The organism is Nonomuraea sp. NPDC051298 (genome assembly GCF_055586305.1).
Genome location: NZ_JBVJIM010000023.1, coordinates 107,358 through 123,865, shown reverse-complemented (window position 1 = coordinate 123,865; position 16,508 = coordinate 107,358). Strand labels below are relative to the sequence as shown.

The 16,508-nt window shown below is 72.2% G+C and carries 9 protein-coding genes; 6 read left to right on the top strand and 3 right to left on the bottom strand.

From position 1 onward, the window contains the following. Complete coding sequence (locus tag ACZ6S0_RS41935; RefSeq protein WP_465924899.1) at nucleotides 1–438, top strand: RidA family protein; 438 nt, start codon at nucleotides 1–3, stop codon at nucleotides 436–438. 68 nt (nucleotides 439–506) lie between these two features. On the opposite strand, the gene ACZ6S0_RS41930 is transcribed toward ACZ6S0_RS41935, so the two are convergent. Beyond that, nucleotides 507–1,478 carry a sialidase family protein gene (locus ACZ6S0_RS41930; RefSeq protein ID WP_465924898.1) on the bottom strand — a complete coding sequence of 324 codons (972 nt, stop codon included), beginning with the start codon at nucleotides 1,476–1,478 and terminating at the stop codon, nucleotides 507–509. A 265-nt stretch (nucleotides 1,479–1,743) separates the two neighbouring features. Here ACZ6S0_RS41930 and ACZ6S0_RS41925 point away from each other — a divergent pair, with 265 nt between their 5' ends. From ACZ6S0_RS41925 to ACZ6S0_RS41910, 4 genes are all read left to right on the top strand, one after another. Next, a complete protein-coding gene (locus tag ACZ6S0_RS41925; protein WP_465924897.1) occupies nucleotides 1,744–2,727 on the top strand; it encodes a helix-turn-helix transcriptional regulator in 984 nt (327 codons plus the stop codon). Nucleotides 2,728–3,153: 426 nt separating this feature from the next. Then, nucleotides 3,154–3,297, top strand: coding sequence for a hypothetical protein (locus tag ACZ6S0_RS41920; protein WP_344883513.1), 144 nt, complete (start codon nucleotides 3,154–3,156; stop codon nucleotides 3,295–3,297). 158 nt (nucleotides 3,298–3,455) lie between these two features. Then, a complete protein-coding gene (locus tag ACZ6S0_RS41915; RefSeq protein WP_465924896.1) occupies nucleotides 3,456–4,001 on the top strand; it encodes a TlpA family protein disulfide reductase in 546 nt (181 codons plus the stop codon). A gap of 21 nt (nucleotides 4,002–4,022) precedes the next feature. Beyond that, entirely contained in the window at nucleotides 4,023–5,906 is a 1,884-nt protein-coding gene (locus ACZ6S0_RS41910) for an ABC transporter ATP-binding protein (RefSeq protein WP_465924895.1), read from the top strand. Here the strand turns inward: ACZ6S0_RS41910 and ACZ6S0_RS41905 are convergent. After that, complete coding sequence (locus ACZ6S0_RS41905) at nucleotides 5,801–6,310, bottom strand: S26 family signal peptidase (protein ID WP_465924894.1); 510 nt, start codon at nucleotides 6,308–6,310, stop codon at nucleotides 5,801–5,803. The two genes, ACZ6S0_RS41910 and ACZ6S0_RS41905, sit on opposite strands and share 106 nt — an antisense overlap. A 164-nt stretch (nucleotides 6,311–6,474) precedes the next feature. Here ACZ6S0_RS41905 and ACZ6S0_RS41900 point away from each other — a divergent pair, with 164 nt between their 5' ends. Beyond that, nucleotides 6,475–7,119, top strand: a complete 645-nt coding sequence (locus tag ACZ6S0_RS41900) for an SUKH-4 family immunity protein (protein WP_465924893.1) — start codon at nucleotides 6,475–6,477, stop codon at nucleotides 7,117–7,119. A gap of 90 nt (nucleotides 7,120–7,209) precedes the next feature. On the opposite strand, the gene ACZ6S0_RS41895 is transcribed toward ACZ6S0_RS41900, so the two are convergent. After that, complete coding sequence (locus ACZ6S0_RS41895; RefSeq protein WP_465924892.1) at nucleotides 7,210–16,434, bottom strand: SpvB/TcaC N-terminal domain-containing protein; 9,225 nt, start codon at nucleotides 16,432–16,434, stop codon at nucleotides 7,210–7,212. Nucleotides 16,435–16,508: the final 74 nt, after the last annotated feature.

The window sequence follows — 16,508 nt, the reverse complement described above, 5'->3', positions numbered from 1 at the left end:
ATGAACAACACCGTCACACTGATCCGCGACCACCGGCTCACCCAGCGGGTGGAGTACGCCTACGCCGCGGTCGCCGACACCCCCGCCCGGTTCGTCTGGGTGGCCGGGGCGTGCCCGCTCGACCTCGACGGCGGCACCGTCGCGGTCGGCGACTACGCCGGTCAGGCGCACCAGGTGATGCGCAACCTCGTGACCGCGCTGGACGGCGCGGGCGCGTCGCCGGCCGACGTCGTCAAGACCACCGTGTACGTGGCCTCCTCCCGGCAGAGCGACCTGGGCGCGGTGTGGAAGGTGTACCGGGAGTACATGGGCGAGCATGACGTGCCCAGCACCCTGCTCGGAGTGACGGTGCTCGGCTACGACGACCAGCTCGTCGAGGTGGAGGCCGTCGCCGTGCTCCCCGGCGGGCGGGACTCCGGCCGCGACGGGCAGGGGTGAGGGGCCCGGGAAGAGTCCACCCGGAGGGACCCGGGCAGCGCCCCGAGCGGAGCGCTGCCCGGCGGTCGCTATCCCTCCTCGGCCACTCCCAGGTACATCACCTTGGAGTCCGACGGGTTGTACGCGATGGAGCTGACCCGGTCGTAGGAGTTGTGGTTGATCGTGACCCGGTCGCGGCGGGAGTCGTACCGGTAGATGTCGGTGCCGTAGCCCGCCCAGCTCGTCCCGTAGACGAAGTAGAGGATGTTCGGGTCCGTCGGGTGCGCGGACAGCAGCGGCCCGTTGTGGATCGTGATCGCGTCGTCCTGGTCCACGACGGGGCTGAACCGCCTGCCCCCGTCGGTCGAGCGGTAGATGTGGCGGCCCTGGGACGGCACGCCCTGATCCATCTCCTTCAGGTCGAGGCCCATCGCGTAGACGACGTTGGGCGCGGCCGGGGAGACCACGGCGCTGAACGCGTTGATGCGGTCGCCCAGCCCCTCGGACGTGGACCACGTACGCCCGCCGTCGAACGTGACGCGGGCGCCGGTGTCCGACCCGCCCACCACCACGTGGTCCAGGTTGTTCGGGTCGAAGGCCGCGGTGTAGATGAGGTGCAGCTCGTTCTCCGGCCAGGCGGGCAGCCCGACGGTACGCCAGGTGCGGCCGCCGTCCCTGGAGTCGTACAGTTGCCCGGTCACCCCGTCCGACACCCGCAGGTGGTCGCCCCGGCGGCGGTCGGTGCCGACGCCGACCACCTGGCTCGCCGGTGAGGTCAGCGGCGTGATGCCGTCCGGCGTGACGAGCGAGAGGTTGCCGTCACGGTCCCAGGCGTAGGCGCGGTCGCCGGTGGCGGCGACCAGCCCGATGTTCGAGCCGGTCACCTTGCCCACGGTGGTCCACGTGCAGCCGGCATCCTTCGAGGTCAGCAACGCGTTGTTCGACATCGCGAGCAATTGGTTCGCACGGTCGAGGGCGACGAGCCCCTGGGTGTACACGACCGGTGTCGGCGCCTGGCTGGTCGGGGTCACGGTGCGGCCCTCGTTCCGCGTGAACGTCACCGAGCCGTCGCTCGTCACCGTTCGGCAGGACGGCTGTCGCCAGTGCCCCGCATTGCCAAAGTCGTCATCCGCGACTGCGGGCGCGGCGGCCGACAAGACCGTCAGTGCGGTCGCCAGTCCGATAGTCAACGCCTTCAAGATGGCCTCCGTTCTCGTGGGACATCCGAACGTCCCATGACACGTCCTATCGGGCGGAGGACCGCCTAGGCTAGGCAAATGATTGGCAGATATACGACATTTCAGGAATCAGACAGGCTTGCGGATCATGAACACTGAGGACAACGCGCTTTCCGCCGTCGGCGTCGACGCCGATGACGAACGAATCTACCGAGACCTGTTGCGCCACCCGCGCGCCACCCTGCCCGAGCTGGCCGCGCACACCGGCCGTACGACGGTGGCCCTGCGCCGCGCGTTCTCCAGGCTGGAGGCGCTGGGGCTGGTCAGTCGCATGGCGGGCCGCCCAGTCAGGTTCCTGCCGACGCGGCCCGACGTGGCGGTGGCCGCCCTCATCTCACGCCGCGAGGAGGGGCTCGCCCAGGCCCGGCTGGCCGCGCTCGCGCTGCTGGCCGAGACGCCGCACCTGGAACACCACGCCCCGGAGGAACTGGTGGAGGTCGTGCAGGGGCAGGCCGCCGTGGTGCAGCGCTTCACCCAGTTGCAGCAGACCGCGACCGAGGAACTGCTGGTGCTCGACCGCCCGCCCTACGCCCAGGACCCGAGCGAGCAGAACGTCGAGGAGATCGACCGCCTCGCCCACGGCGTCCTGGTACGCGGCATCTACGATGTCTCCGCCCTGGAGATCCCCGGCAAGCTGCGCCTGGCCCAGGAGTCGGCGGCGGCCGGCGAGCAGGCCAGGATCAGCCCCGAGGTGCCCATGAAGCTGGCCATCGCCGACCGCAGGAGCGCGATCCTGCCGCTGAGCACGGACGAGTCCGCCCACGCCGACAGCGCCGTCATCGTGCACTCCTCGACCCTGCTCGACGCGCTGGTCACCCTCTTCGAGGTGCTGTGGCGCTCGGCGCTCCCGCTCCCGGCCAAGCCCCTGGGCGCCTTCGACGGCACGGCCGACCTGCCGGACCCGGAGCTGTTCACGCTGCTCGCGGCCGGGCTCAAGGACGAGGCGGTGGCGCGGCAGCTCGGGGTGAGCCTGCGGACGGTCCACCGGCGGGTCAGCGAGCTGATGGACCGGCTGGGCGCGCGCACCCGCTTCCAGGCCGGGCTGCTCGCCTCGCGCCGCGGCTGGCTGTGAAACGCGTCCGGTGAGGCGGCGCCGGCGATTCCCGCGACCCCACGGACCCGGGCGAGGCAGGGGCGGAACGCCTTTCCTCGGGGCGGTGTGACCAGGTCAGGAATAGCGAGGTTGAGGAGACTTCTATGGCGTGTTGACTTCACCGGTTGCGGATCGGGCCTGTGCGGTGTGAACGCCGTGGAGGGAATCCAGGAACGGCCGCGCTCCCGCGGCCGAGCCGAATGTGCCCGGCAGGTCAGGAGGACGTATGGCCATTTCGGCCGGCATTCCGGCGCGGGGTGGATCTGGGGCCGCTGGGGCTCTTGTGGTCATTGATCTTTTCTGATTATTGTCCTGATTGTCGGCGATGGCGATCACCCATACCGCCCCGCCCGGCTCTTACCGGCATCCCCCCAGCCGCCGGTCTCACCACGAGGAGGATCTCCCATGTTCCGTGCCCTGAACAGGATGAGCGACCGTCTGCTCAGCAAGGTTCTGCCGTCGGCCACCGCCGAGGCCGACGTCTGCTTCTGGCACCCCTCCGGCTTCCGGTGCTGCGTCATCGCCGGTAAGACGTACTGCGGCATCTGAGCCGCGGCACCAGGCATGACCTGCCGGGCGTGAGCCACTGATCGCCCCTGGCAGCACAGCTCAGGCACGCACCGCGCCCGCCGGGCTGGTCCTGGCCGGCGGACGCGGTGCCGTGGGCACTCCCTCCTCCGCTTCGCCGAACCCCGAAGGGGACGCCGATGTCCTTCCTCGTGGCCGCCGTCGTCTTCGTCGGCGCGCTGAGCATCGTCAACCTGGCGCTCATGCTGGCCGTGATCCGCCGCCTTCGCGAACGTCCTGGCACGCCGCGCGACGTTCCCCTGCCGCCCCCCTACACCCCCGCCGGTACGAAGCTGCCGGAGTTCGCCGCCACGGACACCACCGGTGCCACCGTCACGCGCGCCACCTTCGGCGCGGGGACGGCGGGGGACGGGACGACCGTCGTCGCCATGTTCGCCACCACCTGCTCCGCCTGCGACGAGCACCTGCCCGGCTTCGCCGAACGCGTCCGCCACCTGGGCCGCGACCGCGTCATGGCGCTGGTCGTGGGCGGCGGGCCGAAGACGGAGACCTTCACCGCCGCGCTCGCCCCCGTCGGCGCCGTGGTCGTCGAGGACTTCGGCGGCCCGGTGCACGCCGCCTTCGACCATCCCCCGTTCCCCGGCTTCTACCTGGTGGACGCGGAGGGCGTTGTCACCGCGTCGGCGCACTCGCTCGACGGGCTCCCGATCCCGGCGGGTGTCTGAACGCGATGGTGAGCTGACGCGATGGCGAACTCCATGCTCAGGCGCGTACGGGTCGTCGCGGCCCTCGCCTGGAAGGCGCATCCGGCGGCGACCGCCGGCTCGGTCGTCCTCGGTGTCCTCGGCGGGGTGGCGCCGGTCGCGACCGCGTGGCTGACGAAACTCGTCCTCGACGCGCTCGCGCTGGGCGAGGGGACGGCCGCGCTGGTGCCGCTGGGCGCCGGGCTGGCCGTGGCCGGGCTGGCGGTCATCGTGCTGCCGCACGTGTCGGCGTACGCGCAGGCGCAACTGCGCAGGGCGTTGCGGCTGCTCATCTACGACCGGCTGTTCCGCGCCGTCAACGCCCACCCAGGGCTCAGCCGCTTCGAGAACCCGAGTTTCCACGACACGCTCCGGCTGGCGTACGAGTCGAGCCACAACGCGCCCGACCGGCTGGTGGCCGGGACGCTGGCGATCGGGCAGGCGCTCATCACCCTGTCGGGCTTCGTCGTCACGCTGTTCGCGGTCAACCCGCTCATGGTGGCCGTCATTCTGGTGGCGGCGCTGCCCTCCGTACGCATCCAGCTCGTGCTCAGCAGGGAGCGGGCCGAGGTGATGTGGGAGATCACCCCCGCCATGCGCCGCCAGGTGTTCTACGGCGACCTGCTCACCAAGCCGGAGGCGGCCAAGGAGGTGCGGCTGTTCGGCCTGGGCGACCATCTGCGCACGCGGATGCTCGGCGAGGTACGCGGCATCAACCGGGCCGAACGGGACGTCGATCGCCGTACGCTGCGCAGCCAGGGCGTGATGGCGCTGCTCGGCAGCGTGGTCGCGGCCGGGGGACTGCTCTGGGCCGTCGTCAGCGCCGCCTCCGGGCAGCTCACCGTCGGGGACGTGACGGTGTTCGTCGCGGCCGTCGCCGGGGTGCAGGCGGCCCTGACCACGATCGTCACGACGTGGGCCGACGCCCACAACGCGTTGCTGATGTTCGGCCACTACACGGCCGTGGTCGAGGCCGAGCCCGACCTTCCCGTCCCCGCCGAGCCCACCCCGCTGCCCGCCCTGAGCGGCGGGATCGAGCTGCGCGACGTGTGGTTCCGCTACAGCGACGAGCACCCGTGGATCCTGCGCGGCGTGGACCTGGTCATCCCGTCCGGCCGCACGGTCGCGCTCGTCGGGGTGAACGGCGCGGGCAAGAGCACGCTGGTCAAGCTGCTGTGCCGGTTGTACGACCCGGTGCGCGGCCAGATCACCTGGGACGGCGTGGACCTGCGCGAAGCGAGCCCGGCCGACCTGCGCGCGCGGATCGGCGCGGTCTTCCAGGACTACATGGACTACGACCTCACCGCCACCGAGAACATAGCGCTGGGCGACCTGACCGCCGACGGCGACCTCGAACGCGTCCACGACTCGGCCCGCCGGGCGGGCGTCCACGAGACGCTCACCGCGCTGCCGCGCGGCTACGACACCATGCTCAGCCGCATCTTCGGCGACCGCGACGAGGCCGGGGTCGCCCTGTCCGGCGGGCAGTGGCAGCGCCTGGCACTGGCCCGCGCCCTCATGCGGGTGCGCCAGGACCTGCTCATCCTGGACGAGCCCAGCTCCGGGCTCGACGCCGAGGCGGAGCACGAGGTGCACGCCGGCCTGCGCCGCCACCGAGGCGACCGGACGAGCGTGCTCATCTCGCACCGGCTCGGGACCGTCAGGGACGCCGACCTCATCGTGGTGCTCAGCGACGGCCGGATCATCGAACGCGGCACGCACGACGAGCTGATGGCGTCGGGGGGCGAGTACGCCCGGCTGTTCAGCCTGCAGGCCAGCGGCTACGAGACCGGCGGTGTGGGCGGTGGCGTGGGCGGCGGCGCGCCGGAGGCGTCCGAGGACATCCTCCGCACGGCCACGCCCAGCACGCGGTCGGCCGGCAGGTAGCCCCACATCCGGGAGTCGGCGCTGGACTCGCCGTCACCCAGGACCACGAGCGCGCCCTCGGGAACCGGGGTGCCCGGCTCGGCCGCCACCGCCGCCGCCACCTCGTCCGGCACCGGGTCGCCCGCCAGCGCGGCCACCCGCTTGATGGTCCAGGCGGCGGCCTGCGGCGCGGGCAGCGGCCCGGTGCCCCACCCCGAGGGCCCCGCCGACTCGAACACCACCACCTCGCCGCGCCGTACCCGGCCCCCGGCCGTACGGCGGACGAGCACCCGGTCACCCGGCCGGTACGTCGGCCACATGCTCACCCCGCTCACCCGCACGACGACGAGCCTGCGCCGGACGGCGACCGCCGCGACGGTGAGGGCGGCGGCGAGCACCACCAGGACAATGAGCGCATACCACACACGCCTCACTCTAGGCGAAAACGATCTCGGTCCGCTCACGGCTTCCGGGCCTCGGGCGGGGGCGGCGGACCCCCGCGACCGCCGATAGTGTCGTGCGTGCACGCCGATCGTCCCGTGCGTGCAGTGTCCGGTGTGCCCGCAGGACCCGAGACCCCGGAGGACCGGTGAACACAGACGAGGCGCGTGCGGAGGTACGCCGCATTCTCGCGGCCGATCTGGCCGACCTGGTCGGCGACGGCCGTTCGCTGCTCCCGCCGGTGGGCCGGGACGACTGGGTGCTGCCCCGGCAGGACAAAGACCTCCTGTGGCGCCATGGGCTGCCGGGCCCCAGAGACGACGGCCGCTACGGGATCTCCGCCGACTACCAGCGCGGGAAGGAGCCGGAGCTGGAGCGGGAGGGCAGCGCGTACTACCGGGTCGGCGTCTACGCCGGGGTGCCCCATCTGGCCGAGCGGGGCACGGGGCGGGTGGTCCATCCCGTGCCCGCCAGAGCGGAGGTCCATCCCCAGCTCGCCGCGCACTTCCCGGACACCGGGACGCTCGCGCCGGTCGACTCGTCCGTGGCGAGCTGGGTCGAGCTGGCCTGGCGCTGGCACCGGCTCGTCCCTGTGCTGGCCGGGCAGTGGGCGCGGGCGGGCGAGGCCGAGGTCGAGGCCCTGCGCGCCGCGACAGGCTCGCAGCCGCCGCCCGACTTCTACGCCGACGTCCGGGAGCTGGGCCACGAGGTGCTGACGGCCTTCCGCGCCCGCGACCCGGCCGCGATCACCTCGAAGCGGACGTTCTGGTGGGGTGTCGTCCTCGATCTGTGACCCCGGAGGCGTGCCCCGGCCGTCCCGTGGGCGGACCACGGGACGGCCGGGCCTGTCAGGCCGGGTGCGGTGTCCAGGCCGGGTGCGGCGTCAAGGGTGCCCTCCTCGTCCCCAGACGGCGCGTTGGATGGCCGATGGCGCGTACTCGTCCTCCTCGAACGACCACGACAGTCTCGCGTTCGTGTAGCGGCTCATCCGCGCCGCGCACTCATGGCCCGCCCTGGTGCAGAACGCCCGTTCTGAGAAGACGGCCACCACGGACTTCGGGTCGATGCCCGCGAGGGCCGTGTCGGCGTGGGCCTCGGAGTGGGGGCCGAACGGCGTGTTGACGAAGGGGATGTCCTCTTCCCTGCCGTCCGCGTGCCGCACCCGGTACACCGCGACGTTCTGGGTCGACGGGATGCCCTTCTCCCGCCGGTACTTGATGGCGAAGTCGCTCATCGCCGTCCCGCCGTAGGCGACCGGTCCGCACGGAAGGCTGTTGTGGACCAGGACCGGCGTGCCGCCCGCGACCACGTAGTACGTGTGCACGTCCGCGACCGTCAGGTTGTGGACCCGCTGCGCCGCCGTCCACGCGGTGACCGACTCGACCTGCACGTAGGTGCCGGCGGACGTGCGGAGCAGCATCCCGGGCTTGAGGTCCTCGGCGTCGACCCAGCGGCCCGGGTCCGCGACCCAGAAGGGGTGTCCGTCCGTCGCGGTGATGGCGGAGGCCCCGCCGCCGTCGCCTCCGCCGCTCCCGTCCCCGCCGCTCCCGCCCTCGCCGCTCGCGCCGTCGGCGTTGCCGCTGACGGTGACCTTGACGAGGTGCTTGTCGCCGTCGCCGGTGATGAGGTCGGTCACGCGGCCGGGCTCGGTGCGGCCGGTCTCCGGATCGGTGGCGAGGACCTCGTCCCCGACCTCGACCTCCGCGATCGGCTTGGTCGTCCCGTCGCCCATCAGGACTTCGGTCTCGGGCGTGAAGCTGTTGAGCAGGCAGTCGGTGATCCGGCGGGTGACGGAGCCGTTCCCCGACGTCACGGAGCCGACCCGGTCCGACACCCAGTCGGCGGCCCGCCGGCCGACCTGGGTGTTGCCCACCCAGCCGGCCGCGCGCTCGACCACCCTCAACCGGCCGAGCGCGGCCTCCGCGCCCGCCTCGGCCACCGCCCACCCGGCCTCGGTGGCGCCCTCCTGCCAGGTCTTCCTGCCCTCGGCGACGTCGCTGACCGTGCCGGCCACCGCTCTGGCGCCCTGGTACGCGCTGTAGGCGGTCATGCCCCACATGACGCCCTTGCCGACCAGGACGGCGGCCGGGACGAGGAAGACGAGGTTGCCGTCGGGGTCGGTGTTCTGGACGGGGTTCTGGTAGCCGTACCCGTACAGGTTGAGGTTGGCGGGGTTGTAGACGCCGTTGTTGCCCTCGCCGTCGAGATAGTCGCCGATGACGGGGTCGGCGGACTTCCACAGGCCCGTCCTGGGGTCGTAGTAGCGGGCGCCGTGGTAGTAGTAGCCGGTCTCCGGGTCCAGCTCCTTGCCGGAGAACCGGTACGGGTTCTGCTGGCTCGGCCGCTCGTCGACCCAGGTCTCACCGCTGGGGAAGTAGTTGACGTGCTCGGCCAGCCGGCCGGTGCCGTCGGTGCCGAACGTGGTGGAGCCCACCTGGTCGCCGTGGTAGAAGAACTGGTCCTTCTCGTACGCGGCGCCCGGCTTGGCGGTCTTCGTGGCGACGCGGGTGGTGCCCACGAAGACGTGCTTGAACTCGGTCTCGTTGCGGGCCGTGTAGTTCTGGTTGGGATAGAGCGTGGTCTGCGGACCGTCCTTGACCACCCGCTGGCCCTGGTCGTCGTAGGTGAAGCGGACCGTGGGCGGCTTGCCCCGGTCGTAGCAGGCGGACGGGTCCTGCGGCCTGGTGTCGTTCTTGGCGTGGTCGTGGACGCAGGCCAGCCGGTTGTCCTCGTCCCAGACGAGCTGCCTGCGCGGCTTGCCCGGCAGCACGTCGGAGACCTGGTCGACGACGTTGCCGTTGGCGTCGTAGCGCATCTCGTGCGGGCCGACCTCGGTGGGCGCGTGCGGGCGGGAGCCGGCGAACTCGTAGACGTGGGTGTAGGTGGTGTCCTGCTGCACCTGTTCGCTGCCGTTGCCCAGGACCACGGCGTGCCGCTGGTGCTTGCCGACGACGTTGTTGATCGTGTCGTACGTCGTGCGGTAGGCGTAGGTGTCGGTCTTGTTGACGTCCGGCGTGTACTGCCCGCTCGCCTGGGTCAGCCGGTGGAGGTTGTCGTAGATGTAGGTCTGCGTGGACGGCCCGCCGAGCTTGGGCGTCGTGGACGGGCCCGGGATGTCGGTGTCGTTCTGCAGGCGGGTGATGTTCCCGACGTCGTCGTAGCCGTAGCGCAGGTGCTGGAACGCGTACCCGGTGGGCAGCGTGGAGTTGACCAGCGCCAGGCTGCGGTCGGCGGCGTCGTAGGTGAACGTGGTGGCGGTGCCGTTGCCCAGCGCCATGTGGATGCGCTGCTCGAACTTGTCGTAGTGCAGACTGCGCAGGTACGCGTAGGTGTGGCCGCCCTTGGCCCCGGTCGCCGAGATCACCTGACCGCCGGAGTCGTAGCCGTAGGTCAGCACCTCCCCGTCGGGGTAGGTGAGCTGGAGGACCCGGCCGAAGCTGTCGTAGCGGTAGCCCGTGGTGAAGGTCTTGGCGTGCGGGCCGGGCCCCGGCAGCACCTTGGTCTCCGACACGACCTCGCCGAGCGGCCCGTACTGGCGGGTGGTCACGCCGCCCGCGTCCTCGATCTTGGTGACCCGGCCGGCGGCGTTGTGGGCCGCGCCGGGCTCGCCGTAGGTGTAGCGGACGTCGTTGGCCTGGAAGGTCGGGTAGTCGATCGAGACCAGCCGGTCGAAGTCGTACCCGTAGGTGATCTTCTTGTCCCTGGCGGCCAGGTTGGCGGTGACCTTGCTGGTCACGTTCCCGGCCAGGTCGTAGCCGGTGGTGGTCCGGCCGGCGTCGGGGCTGGTCACCGTGGTGCGGCGGCCGAAGCGGTCGTACGCGCTGGTGGTGTGGTTGTTCTGGTCGTCGGTGACCCGGGTGAGCTGGCCGAGCGGGTCGTAGGCGTAGCTCGTCCAGATGGGCGGGCCGCCGTTGACCGCGCTCGGCTGGCGGACGGAGGTGATCTGTTCCCGCACGTCGGTGTGGGTGCGGGTGGTGTTGCCCTCGGCGTCGGTGACCGCGGTCTCGAACTGCCGGGCGCCCGCGCGGTCGTTGCCGAAGCCGTACGCGGTGACGGTCCGCGTCTGGTCGGGCAGCACGACGCGCAGGGTGCGGTCCAGCACGTCGTAACCGGTCTCGGTCGGCCGGACGGTGTCGAACGCCGGGTTGAACGCCGTGTTCCCGGCGTTCCCGGCGCCCTTGGGCTCGGTGACCGGGTAGTGCTGCCCGACCGTCCGGCCGAACTCGTCGAAGACGATCCGGCCGGAGACCGTCATCATGTCCACGCCGCTGACGGTCGCGTCCTTCTTGGTCTGCACGACGCGGCCGGAGCCGTCGGTGAAGGTGACGGTGTCGATCGTGTCGGCCTTGACCGTCCCGTCCCCGGCCCGGTCCAGGTGGCGGGTGACGGCGTACGGGACGGGCGCCTCCGGGTGGTACTCGAAGGCGACGGTCGGCTTCCCTGCCCCGTGGTCGTGCGGGCCGGTCACGGTGGCCAGCCGGCCGGCGTCGTCGTAGGTGTGGACCAGCCGCTGGTCGTTGACGTCGGAGGAGACGAGGGTCCGGCCGAACCTGAGGTCGTGCGTGGCGGTGGAGCGGTTGCCGAAGCTGTCGAGGACCGAGGTGACGTACGTGCCGGTCACGTCGTCGTAGCCGTAGGTCAGCTTGTAGCGCTGCCCCCGGTGGTTGGCCGGCTGGGTCAGCGTGCTGATCATGCCGTCGGCGTTGTACGTCGCGTCGGTCACCGCGTCCGACCCGTCGGCGAGTTCGGCGCGGTGCCGGGTCGCGGTGCCGGTGGCGCAGTCGACGTCGGACGCGCTGCGCCGCATCACCGCGCCGCCGCCGCGCACCTCGGAGGAGTTCGCCGTGCCGATCACGTGGGTGGCGCCGCAGTCGGCGTAGCCCACGGTGGTGACCACGTCGTCGGCCTCGCCGCTCTCGCCGCGGTCGACCGTCCTGGTCACGTTGCCGAACCGGTCGTAGGCCATTTCGGTGCGGGTCTGCTTGCCGGGCTCGGCCTGGCCCTCGTACCAGCGCTGATCGGTGCGGACCAGCATCGGGAAGATGGCCGCGCCGGTGCTGTCGCCGTCGCCGGGTCCGCCGGTGGCGACGTCGCGCAGCTCGTACGCGCTGACCGTCTCGGTGAACAGCCGGTTCTCGGCGTCCGCGGTGGCCGTACGGGTGAGCAGGCCCCGCGTGTAGTGGCCGCCGGTGTCGAACTCGTGGGTGAGCGTCCTGAACACCTGACCGGCGCGGTCGCGGTGCTGGGTGACGACCTTGCCGTAGCCGAGGAACTCCCGCTCCAGCCGGTCGTAGACGCCGCCGGAGTAGGCGAACGTGCTGTGCTGGACGTCCGGCCCGTCCCCGGCCAGGCCGTCGTCCGTCTTGACCGAGCTGAGCACGAACCGCGAGCCCGGCTGGTCGTAGGTGTTGCCGTCGCGGGCGTAGTCCAGCTCGATCGTGGAGCCCAGCGGCCGGGTGACGGTCTTGAGCAGGTTGGTGCGGCCGGTCTGGTTGGCGGCCACCGTGAGCTGGTCGTCCGAGGTGGAGGCCAGGTGGTCGGCGAAGCCGTCGCCGTTGAGGTCGCGCAGCATCTGCTCGGCGCGCGAGGCCCCCGTGGAGGTGTCCGCGCCGGGGTTGATGATGAGGTATCCGCCGATGCCGAACAGCCCGATGCCGATCGCGACCGTGAAGTACGCCCCGCCGCCCAGCTTGGCGTTGGCGTCGCCGTTCAGTCCCGGCAGGCTGCCGCCGAACTCGACCGGCGCGGCGAACCCGTTGCCGGTGTTGACCGCCACCTTGATCGGCGTGCCCGCGAAGACCCGGTCGGCCAGGCCGTCGCCGTTGACGTCCGCCAGCGTGGCGGAGCTGGAGCTGTCGCCCTGGTTGAACGACGCGCCTCCGGCGAAGCCGTAGAAGTCGGTGTTGAAGCCGATGTTCACCCCGGCGTTGTCGTTGCCGGCGTCGTTCAGCGGACCGCCCGGCCACGGCTCCGGCGCGGCGAACCGGTAGCCCAGGTTCAGCGCCGCGCGCCCGTCCTCGTAGACCCGGTCCGGCAGCCCGTCGCCGTTGATGTCGAGCAGGTCCGACCTGGCGTCGGAGGAGCCGGAGCCGAGGTTGCCGCCCACGCCGAGCGGCGGCATGTCGTTGCCCGCCGCCGAGGTGTTGGCCGAAGTGTCCCCGTTCGGGGCGGCCTGGCCGCGGCCGGTGGTGATCGTACGGGCGGGGCTGCCCGCGTTGGCGTTGCCCGCGACGTTGCGCGCCGACCGTACGGCCCCGTCGGGCATGTCGCCGCGGGTCGCGCCCAGCACCCCGGTCGGGTCGGTGTACTGGATGCCGCCCGCGCCGACCACGTCGGGGAACCCGTCGGCGTTCATGTCGAGGTAGTCCAGCTCGCCGCTGGAGGTGCCGGTGGCGACGCTGCCGCCGGCGCTGCCGACCTCCCCGCCGACGCCGCCGGTCAGAGAGATCTGCTGGGAGCGCGACATGCGCGGCACCGCCCGCACGCCGGACACGTCGGCGGCGGTGGGCAGCCCGATCGACTGGCCGCCGAGCCGCGAGCTGGCCGCCGTCCCGGCCGCGATCCAGGACTCCTCGCCCGAGCCCCACCGCCGCTGCGCCGGGTCCGGCGAGAACAGGATCGCGTTGGGCGGGGCGATCCGCGGGTCCCGCTCGAACGCCTCCCGGTCGGCCGCCGGGTCGACCCGCTCCGGCAGTTGCGCCTTGACGTCCTCCAGCCGCTCCAGGTCGGCCTCGCGGACCGGCTGCGTGGCCCGGTCGCCGTTGGCGTTGTAGCCGACCGTCGCCCAGCCGCGGTAGGGCCGCCCGTACACGCCCTCGGCCACCGGGCTGTGCACGGTCGCCGCCGCCTCGGCCCCGTTCACCAGGACCGACGCCCCGGCGACCGCGTCGGGGGCGGCGGCGGTGACGTCGAAGTACAGCTCGTCGCCCGCCGCGGCCTCGACCTGCACCGGCACGGGCTCGGCGCCCAGTTCGACCACGTGCTTGGCCAGCAGGGCGCCCCGCTTCTTGACGGTGAACACCGCCTGGCCGCTGCCGCCCTCCGCCACGCTCACCTGGGGCGTGACCGTGAGGGTCCCGCCCTCGGCCACGGTGTACGGCCGCGGCGGCGCGGTCGCGTTCGAGACCGGGTAGGTGTCGATGTCGTACGGCGCGCTGATCTGCTGCTCGAACCGCTCGTCGGCCGCGGCGGGACCGGCCATCGCGCCCGCCGTCGCGTAGCTCGCCGTGGGGGTCCACTCCACGCCGGCCACGTCGATCGGCGAGTCCACCTTGATCCGCCACGACAGCTCCTGGCCCCGGGTGACCGGCAGCGCCAGGTCCACCGGCACCTCACCGGTGAACGCCGCCGCCACCCGCCGCTCCAGGACCGGCTGCCCGGCCCGGGTGACGACGACGGTGAGGTCGTCGGTGGTGGCGGCCTTCTTGGTGAGCGGGCCGGTCAGGGTGAGGGTGCCGTCCGCCGGGGCGGTCACCTTGGACGTGCGCCCGGCCAGGGTGAAGTCCGCCGAGGCGGTGTAGGAGGTCAGCGACAGGCCGTTGGCGTCGGCCGCCTCCGCCACGTCGGTGTAGGCGATGCTCGGGTCCCAGGCCACCTGGTCGGCCGCGCCGTCCAGGACCGAGCCGACCCGGAAGTACAGGTGCTCGCCCCGCCGGACCCGTACCGCGTCGGTCCCCTCCGGGGTGTGCTCGCCGTGGTCGCCGGCCTGGATCCGGGCCGACCACAGCTCGGTGTCCTCGTGCTGGATCGCCACCCGCACCCCGTCGGGCCTGGCGAAGGCGGGCAGGTCGCCGCCGGGCTCGGCCAGGCGTACCGCGCCGCTGACGCGGACCGTGCCGTCGTACGGCGCGGTCCACCTGCGCAGGCTGTCCACCAGCGGGAACGAGGCGATCCGCCGCTCCCGGTCGGCCGCGTAGTCCGGCAGCAGGCCGTCGCCGTCCACCTCGCTGTCGCCCACGGGGACCGGCGTGTCCGACGCCGCCCCGTACACCGGCGTCCCGTCGGGGCCGACCCGGCCGAACAGCACGCTCTCGCCGTTCACCAGGTCGGTGACGCCGTCGGAGTTGACGTCGCTGAAGTACCGCTCGGTGGTGCTGATCATGTCGACGTAGTCCAGTTGCACCGCGCCGGCCCCGGGGTACGCCTCGGTGCCGACCGTACGGGTGCTCGCGGTCTCACCGAAGATCCCCGGCAGGTTCCGCAGCGGGGTGGTCTGCTCGGCGAACCTGGGCTGGCCGCCCGGCCGCGACAGGTTCTTGCGGAAGACGTGGCCGTCGCCGTCGCTGAAGACCTTGTCCGGCAGGTTGTCGCCGTCCACGTCCACCAGGGCCAGCAGCCCCTCGTCCGAGCTGCGGCTGAAGCCCGCCTTCACGCCGACGGAGCCCGTCTTGCGGGAATTGGGGCCGAAGCCGACGTACAGGTGCCCGCCCGCGCTCGTGGAGGTGTTGGCGTTGAGCGCGCCGGCCTCGCCGGCGCCCGGACGTACGCCGTTGACCAGGCCGTTGCCCAGCCCGTCGTCGGGGGAGGTCCAGTCGAGCCTGGTGAACGCCTCGTACCGGCCGGCGGCGTCGCGGATGTCGTCGAAGTAGCCGAACTCGTGGTCGGCGAACAGCTTCCCGGCGGCGTCGTACTGCTGGATCGTCCTCAGCAGCGTCTTGTGGAACGCCCCTTGCGTGTAGCCGAAGTCGTAGCGGCGGATCAGCTCGTCGTTCAGCCGGACCTCGACCCGGCGCAGCAGGTCGGCCAGCACGTGCTTGAACCCGCCCCGTGCGTCGATCGTCACGTCGCCGCGCCGCTGCTCGCCCAGCTCCCGGTCCCGCACGAACGTCACCGAGTACGGCCCGTCGGTCTCCCCGCGGCCGGTGTAGGTGATCTTCTTGGGGTACAGGGCGCGGCCGGTCACGGAGCCGCCGTTCACCCCGGCGTCCTCGACCAGCGTGTGCTGGTAGCGCATCGTGTTGCCGTTGAGGTCGCGCACCTCGCGCAGCGCCCACTGGTAGACGTTGCCCGCGTCGTCGGCGAGCGTGGCGCCCTCGCCGCCGTACCGCCAGGTCGTGCCGGACTTGTCGGTGACCTCCCAGGTGTAGGTCTTCGGCGAGTCGCCGCGCCGGACGATCCGGGTGAACGCGCCCTCCACCCGGCGGTGGAACACCTTGTCCTCGGCGCGGGCCCGTGGCGCCGCCCGGTGCGCCACCGGGGTGAGCTGCTCCCCGGCCATCAGGTATGTCTCGGTCTCCCGCGCGGCGTCGTACCGCGGCACGCCCCACCGCGTGTCGATGCCGATCGACGGCACGGCCAGGTCCCAGCCCAGCCCCATCCAGCCGCCCGCGGCGGAGGAGGTGTAGCCGACGGCCAGCGACGGCTGCAGGCCCGCCCGGCCCTGCGGCAGCTCGATCGGGTACGCCAGCCGGGCCGCGCCCTGCTCGTTGGCAGTCGGCGTGGCGATCTGGCTCACCCCGGTCGACGGGTCGGCGGACTGGATGCCCTTGATCCGCGTCGGGTCGAACGACGCCTGTTCGGGCGCCTCCGGCGTGCTCAGCACCGCGTTGACCATGATGGTGAAGTGGTCGGTGCGGGAGACGACGACGCCGGTCTGCTCGTCCACGGAGACCCGCTCCAGGGCCCGCCAGCAGGCATTCTGGTCGTCGTAGTAGAAGGTGCGCACGTCCTGCGGGGTGAGCCCGGTGGCGGTCACCTCGTTCGAGTCGTACGGGAGGCTGACCGTGATGTCCTGCTCGAACTCGAACGGCGTCGGGGTGAACCGGTAACCGCTGCGCGGCCCTTCGGTCACGTTCTCCATCCCGGCTCCGAGCGCGGGCAGCTCCGCCTCGGTGAGCGGGGTGATGCCGATCTCGGTCTGCTCGTCCAGCGCGCGGGCGCCGAGGTTCAGCCGCGCCTCGTCATGCGTGATCGTCTTGGGCGCCTCGTCGGCGGCGACCTCGAAGGCGGGCTGCTCGTCCTGCGGCTCCTGGGGCGGGGGACCGGGGACGCAGACGGAGGCCGGCTCGGACGCCTCCGCGGGACTCGGCTGCGTGCCGGAGACGACGAGCGGGATCACCAGGGAGATGGATGCGGCCAGGCATAACCAGGGCATGCGTTTACTGATCACGACGGACTCCGGGGCGAGGGGGTGCACGCGGGGACGTAAAGGCGGCATAAGTGATCAGCAGCCGCGCCCTATGA